The sequence below is a fragment of the Paraburkholderia sp. SIMBA_030 genome (genome assembly GCF_046535245.1).
GTDB lineage: Bacteria > Pseudomonadota > Gammaproteobacteria > Burkholderiales > Burkholderiaceae > Paraburkholderia.
The window spans coordinates 261,943-268,931 of sequence record NZ_JAWRXB010000012.1 but is presented as its reverse complement, the minus strand read 5'-3'; the positions used below and the strand labels follow the sequence as shown (position 1 = coordinate 268,931).

Here is a 6,989-nt window from a genome sequence, read left to right as displayed (position 1 = left end):
GAGCTGGGACATGATGAAACGGCGCCTGCGTGAAGGCGTCGAATTCTTCCGGTTCCTGCGCGCCCACCAGGCGTGATGGAGATGGAGCGCGTACCCGGTGGCCGGGCGCAGCCGGATCGGCAGCCGCAGCGCAGGCTGATCATCACGGCTGATGACTTCGGTCTGCATCGGCGTGTCAACGAAGCTGTCGAGCTCGCCTGCCGGGACGGCGTACTGACCGCGGCAAGCCTGATGGTCGGCGCACCCGCGGTACAGGATGCCGTCCAGCGGGCGCGGTCTCTGCCGGGCCTGCGGGTCGGTTTGCATCTGGTGCTTGCGGACGGCGCGGCAATCCTGCCGCGCGCCATGATCCCGGCGCTGGTCGACGCCCAGGGGATGTTCGGCGACAACATGGTGCGCGACGGATTCCGTTTCTTCTTTTTGCCACACGTGCGCGCGCAACTTGCGATGGAAATCCGTGCCCAGTTCGACGCTTTTGCAAGAACGGGTTTGCCGCTCGATCACGTCAATACGCACAAGCACTTTCACATGCACCCCACAGTACTCTCGCTGATTCTCGAGATCGGCAAAGAGTACGGCATGCGGGCGATGCGTCTGCCTTGCGAGTTCGATACCCCTCTGTGGCTCAAACCCTGGGTTTCGCATATGCGTGCGCGGCTCGATCAGGCCAACATCGCGCATAACGATTACGTGGTCGGCATCGCCCGCACGGGACAGATGGACGAGAGCACGCTGCTCGATGCGATCGCTCGCCTGCCCGCCGGCGTCGGCGAAATCTACTGTCATCCTGCCTCGCCGGGGGACGGCGCGCTCACGGCAGGCATGCGGACATACCGGCATGCGGACGAACTCGCCGCGCTGCTGTCCACGCGCGTCGCGGCGGCACTCGATGCCGCGGGCGCCGTGCGTGGCGGTTTCGCCGACCTGTCCGCCCACCGTTTGCAAGCGGCATGAAGTGGCTTCAGTGGGCCGGGCTTCCGATCGGCATCGGGGTGCTGCTCGCCCTCGCCTTGCATCATGGCATCGGCGACGTGATGCATGTGATCGGGCAAGCCGGCTTTGTCCTGTTATGGCTTGTACCGCTGCATGCGTTGCCGTTATTGCTCGACGCTCATGCGTGGCGGCTGCTGCTCGGCAAGCGGGCGTCACTCGGGTTTCTGTGGTGGGTCGCCACCGTGCGCGAGGCAGTCAGCCGTTTGATGCCCGTGGCGAGCATCGGCGGTGAAATTGTCGGCATCCGGCTGGCGCGATGGCGCGTGCCCGACACCTGTAGCGTGAGCGCATCGGTCATCGTCGAGGTCCTTGTGACGATGGCCGTCCAGTACGCATTTTCCGCGCTGGGTATTGTGCTGATCGTCGTGTCGGCACAGCACGCGGATGCACTGCGAAGCATCGGCGTGGCGTTTTTGCTCTCCATTCCGCTGCCGGTCGTGGCGATCGTACTCGCACGCCGTGGCGGCATTTTTCACGCGATTGAACGCTGGGCGGCCGGCTTGCTGGGCGACGCGCATCCGCTATTGCGGAGCATCGACGGCAAGCAGCTCGACCTGGAGATCGACGCGCTGATGTCTCGCGGCGGGCTGTTACTGCGCAGTTTCCTGTGGCAGTTTGCCGGCTACGCGCTGGGCGCGCTTGAGACTTACTGGGCACTTGCCATGCTGGGGCATCCCGTGTCGCTAAGCGGCGCACTCGCGATAGAGGCGATTACCCAGGCGGTTCGGCACGCGGCTTTTTTCATTCCGGCTGGGCTTGGTGTGCAGGACGCCGCGGTCGTGTTGCTCGCGCAGATGTTTGGGGTCGATCGCGATGCGGCGCTTTCACTGGCGTTGGTCAAGAGAATGCGCGAAGTCGTGTTTGGATGCATGGCGCTTGCATCGTGGCAACTGGCCGAGATCGCGCGCGAGCGGAGGGTTCGTTCGCGAGATGGCGCCACGCGGCGGGAAGCGCGCGAGTCGGCGCACTAGTGAGGGCGTGAACTGCATGGCGCCATTCATGCGCCATGAAAATCCTCAAAATAATTAGATATCCTGTGAGATAGACAAGGGCGCCGTAGATGCGCGCTGCGGGGGAGTGCTTTGGCGCATCGAAGCCCTCTGGGCAGGCTATATGACGGCATCTATATCGACATGAAAATCTGCAAACTAAAAACTAAGGGTTCCTTATTTATTTGAGAGCTGAAATCCACCTGTATCGCCCGAGACGATGCCGATCCATCCCACTATCTGCGACGTCGTACTAGGGGAATAACCTAATGGTCTTACCAAATCTTGCGAGTGCATATTTAAATGAAATATTCATAGGTGGATTCAGCATAAATCTCTAGCAGGAGACACGATGAAGATTTCCGTTGATCAAAAACGTCGCAAGCTGCTGAAGTTGGGCAGTGCAGCTGCCATTCTCCCCGTTGCGGCACGTGCCGGAGTTGCAACCAGTTCCTCGCCCGGCGCGACCGGCGATCCCTCCTCAGGTTCATCCCAAACTTTTGATTCAGTCAACGCTGCGGCGCAGGCGAATCCTGCGTTCGTTCCCGCCAGTCAGGCGCTGCTGTTCCAGTACGACTCGCCTGCCGTCGAGTCTTTGATCCAGTTTCAGGGTCTGCCGGTCGGCAATGGACGTCTCGGCGCGATGGCCGGCGGCGCGAGCGATCACGAAGCGCTCTATCTGAACGAAATCACGCTGTGGTCGGGCAGCAAGGACGTCGTCGATCCGGCCTACACGACGACAGGGATGGGTACCTACCTGACACTCGGTAAGCTCTACATCGATCTGCCCGCTCACGCCGGCGCCACGAACTACCAGCGCTCGCTCGACATCAGCAACTCGGTCGTGCGCACGCAGTACCGAGTCGGGGGCAAGACCTATCGGCGCGAGATTTTCAGCAGCTTCCCCGACAACGTGATCGTCGTGCGGCTCACCTCCGATGGCGGCAGCTATAACGGCACCGTGTCGCTGACCGACGGACAGGGCACGCAAACCATCGGCGAATCGAATCGTGCGCTGTCGTTCTCGGGCTCGGTAAGCGGCAGCGGAGAGCTGTACTCGACCTACATGATGGTCGTTCCGGACGCAGGCGTCGCTTCGCTCAACTCGTCTACTGCGCAGATCACGCTGCAGGGTTGTCCGGCGCTCACGATCATCATTGCGGCGCGCACCGACTACAACGGGCGCTATGTCGAAAACTATCTGACGGGTATCAATCCGCGCGACGCGGTGATCGCGGACGTGCAGAGCGCCGTGTCCCGGCGCTACAGCGATCTGCTCGATCGCCACGTACGGGACTATCGCGCGCTCTTCGCGCGCATGGACATCGATCTCGGCCGCTCAAGCGACGCGCAACGAGCGCTGACGATCCCGGAGCGGCTACTCGCACGGCAAGTGAATCCCAACGTGGCCGACCCCGAACTCGAGGCGATGTACGTGCAGTTTGGGCGCTACCTCACGATCTCGTCGTCGCGCGGCTCGATGCCGGCGAATCTGCAGGGCCTGTGGAGTACAACGAACAACCCGCCGTGGATGGCCGACTACCACACCGACATCAACATCCAGATGAACTACTGGCTCGCCGACCGGGCCGGGTTGCCGGAGTGTCAGCAACCGTTCGTCGACTACGTCACCGGGCAATTGCCTTCGTGGGTACAGTCCACGAAGAATCATTTCAACGATGCCGCCAACGTGAATTACAGCAATTCGAACGGCAACGTCGCGGGCTGGACGGTGGCTATTTCGACGGGCATCTACGGTTCTATCGGCTGGGACTGGAGTCCTCCTGCCAGTGCCTGGTATTGCCGCACGCTGTGGAATCACTACCAGTACACGCTGGACAAGGCTTATCTCGCCCGCATCTATCCGGTAATGAAGTCCGCGTGCGAGTTCTGGCAGGCGCGTCTGATCAGAGACCCCGCGACGGGTCTGCTCGTCGACGACAAGGACTGGTCGCCGGAGCAGGGACCGCATCAGCAGCTCGGGATCACCTACGCGCAGGAACTCGTGTGGGATCTGTTCACGAACTATCTGACGGCGAGCCAGCTGCTCGGCAAGGACGCGGATTTTGCGCGCTCGATCGCGAGCATGAAGGCGCAGCTCTATCTGCCGAAGGTGAGTCCCACGACAGGGCAGCTTCAGGAATGGATGAACGACAGCATCGTCGGCGAGACGGGGCATCGGCATCTGTCGCCGCTGATCGGCTGGTTCGAAGGCGAGCGCATCACGCTCGACAGCGATCCAAAGCTCGTGGCCGGCGTGAGGGCGCTGTTGCTCGCGCGCGGCTTCGACTCGTTCGGTTGGGCGCTTGCATGGCGCGTCGCTTGCTGGGCAAAGTTCCACGATGCCGCCAACTGCTATTCGATGATTCCGAAGCTGCTGCGCTATTCGGCGGGCAACGACGGCGTGAGCGGCACGTTTGCCAACATGTTCGACGCGTATGCGCTGTCGAGCAACTCGTCGGCTTTCCAGATCGATGCGAACTTCGGCGGTCCGGCCGCAATACTGGAAATGCTACTGCAAAGCAGGATGGATCGCATCACGCTGCTTCCTGCACTGCCGTCGCAATGGAACACTGGGCATCTGACGGGAGTCCGCGCGAAAGGCGGGTTTACGGTGGATCTCAAGTGGAGCCGTGGCGCGCTGTCGTCCGTCAAGCTCACCAGCGTCGGCGGAACACAAACGACACTGCAATACGGCAACGTGGCCCGTGCGGTAACGATGCGGGAAAACGGAACGGCTCGATTCGACGGCAACCTGCAGCCGGCTTCGTAAAGCTCCTACGGGTCGGGCAGCCCGAAACAAAACGCCGCACAGCAGTTGACCGGAAGTCCCAGTTTCATTCTCAACGAGGGAAAATCATGAAGATCCTGGGTCGCACACAGGTGTATCTGTTTCTCGTGAGCGTCATGATGGTTTTTGGTCTGTCCGCCTGCGGAGGTGACCAGCAAGGTGCCTCCAACGCCACGAGCGTCATGCAGGCTGCGGCCAACTCCGCAAACGTTTCACCATCGCAAGACGCCTCGTCGCAAACGCAGGCTCAAACGTCGATCGCGTTGCCACCCATGGGCTGGGCCTCGTGGAATGCGTACGGCTGCAACATCACCGAAGATCTGGTGAAGACGGCCGCGGACGTTATCTCCGGCGGCCTGAAGAAGGACGGCGCGTTGATGAAAGCGGGCTACAACTACATCAACGTCGACGACTGCTGGTTCGCGCCAAATCGCGATGCGCAAGGCAACCTGGTCGCCGACCCCGTGAAGTTTCCCAGCGGAATAAAGGCGCTGGCCGACTACGCTCACGCCAGAGGCCTCAAGTTCGGGATATACGAAGTGCCCGCCGCCGAGACCTGTGCGCAGCGCAACAACCTGTACCCCGGACATACCAATCCGATGGGCAGCCTCGGGCATGAGGTGCAGGATGCCAACACGTTTGCGTCATGGGACGTCGACTACGTGAAGTACGACTGGTGTTCGCCGGACGGCACCACCGACGATCAGGTGGCCGGTTTCCAGAAGATGCGCGATGCACTGAATAGTGCAGGCGCCGCGATGAATCGACCGATCGTCTACAGCATCAATCCGAACAGTTTCCATGTCGACAAGACGGGCCGCTCGTATGACTGGGGGCAAGTCGCGGATCTGTGGAGAACGACCGAGGACATCACTTACGACACGGGCACGCCGGGCCATCAAAGCACGCCGGATTTTTCCAGAATCGTGAACCAGAATTTCTACGGCAACCTCTTTCCTGAAGCACAGCATACGGGCGCTTATAACGATGCGGACATGATGCTTGCCGGGTTCGGTCTGACTGCCGCTCAGGACCAGACGCACATGAGCTTGTGGGCCATTTCCGGCGCACCGCTTATCCTGGGTGTCGATCTCACGACGCCGCTCAGCGCGGCCACGATGGACACGCTGACCAATCCGGAGGTGCTTGCCGTCGATCAGGATCCGCGCGGCATGCAGGCGATCCGCGTGGCCGTCCCGCAGAACGGTCTGGGCGTGTGGGCGAAACTGCTGTCCGGTCAAGGTCGCCGCGCGGTGGTGCTACTCAATACGACCGGGTTCGCCGCACCGATCACGGTGAACTGGAAGGACCTCGGACTGGACCCTGCCGCTTCGGCCGAGGTTCGGGATATCTGGGCACACAAGGATCTCGGTTCGCACACATCCGGATACACGGTGCCTGCCGTTCCGGCCGGTGGCTCCGTCATGCTGACGATCGTCGGCACGGACGATGCATCGAAGGTCCAGGCGGCCAAACCGATGACGCATGAAGACGGCGTGGCCCGATATACGGTGAATGCAACCACGGGCGGGTACATCGACGTCACTTACCGGAACAATGGGAAGTCCGCGGTGAAGGTGTCGCTGATTCTGAACGAGAGCGTGCTGACGACGATCCAGCTCCCCGTCACCACTGGTCAGTCTCAGGGCACCGTCACGGTCTACATGCCGTTCGTGCCGGGTAGCAACAAGCTGACGTTCGTTCTTCCAGGCAAGGGCGGTCGCGCTCCGTCAATCGGCAAGGTGACGCTGATCGCCGCTCCGCAGCCCGCGTTGCCGCCCGTCATCCATGAAGCGGAAGGCCCCACCAACATCATTCAGGATGCATCGGTACAGGCATGCAATATCTGCAGCGGTCACGAAAAGCTCGGCAATTTCGTGAACTCGGATTCCAGCCTGCAGTTCAACGGAATCGTCGCGGCTGCCGATGGCAACTATGCGGTCCCCGTGGTTTATATCAGTGCGGACGACGGCGGTGGTCAGCCTCGCGCGATGAACGTGAGCGTCAACAACGGCCCGCCGATTCCGGTGCAGTTTCCGGGTGAAGGCACCTGGGACTTCCCAATCCTCTCGAGTGTTCAGGTCGTGGTCCCGCTCAAGGCCGGCGTAGCCAACACCATCAAGTTCTCCATGGTTTCAGGCAACTACGGTCCCGATATCGATGGTCTGGGTGAGGCGGTGAGCCAGCCGGTCAGCCAGCCGGTGAAACAGTGATCG

General features: G+C 61.4%; 4 protein-coding genes. All 4 read left to right on the top strand.

The genetic code is table 11. From position 1 onward, the window contains the following. Window positions 1–81 precede the first annotated feature (81 nt). The 4 genes from hpnK to SB772_RS22170 all read left to right on the top strand — a co-directional run bounded on the left by hpnK (window position 82) and on the right by SB772_RS22170 (window position 6,986). Entirely contained in the window at window positions 82–954 is an 873-nt protein-coding gene (gene hpnK, locus SB772_RS22185) for a hopanoid biosynthesis-associated protein HpnK (RefSeq protein WP_410835346.1), read from the top strand. Then, window positions 951–1,964, top strand: a complete 1,014-nt coding sequence (locus SB772_RS22180; RefSeq protein WP_410835345.1) for a lysylphosphatidylglycerol synthase domain-containing protein — start codon at window positions 951–953, stop codon at window positions 1,962–1,964. Before hpnK ends, SB772_RS22180 begins: the two co-directional genes overlap by 4 nt. 370 nt (window positions 1,965–2,334) lie before the next feature. Continuing rightward, on the top strand, window positions 2,335–4,755 hold the full coding sequence (locus SB772_RS22175; protein WP_410835344.1) for a glycosyl hydrolase family 95 catalytic domain-containing protein: 2,421 nt from the start codon (window positions 2,335–2,337) through the stop codon (window positions 4,753–4,755). Between the two features lie 86 nt (window positions 4,756–4,841). Continuing rightward, window positions 4,842–6,986, top strand: coding sequence for an alpha-galactosidase D (locus SB772_RS22170; protein ID WP_410835343.1), 2,145 nt, complete (start codon window positions 4,842–4,844; stop codon window positions 6,984–6,986). Window positions 6,987–6,989: the final 3 nt, after the last annotated feature.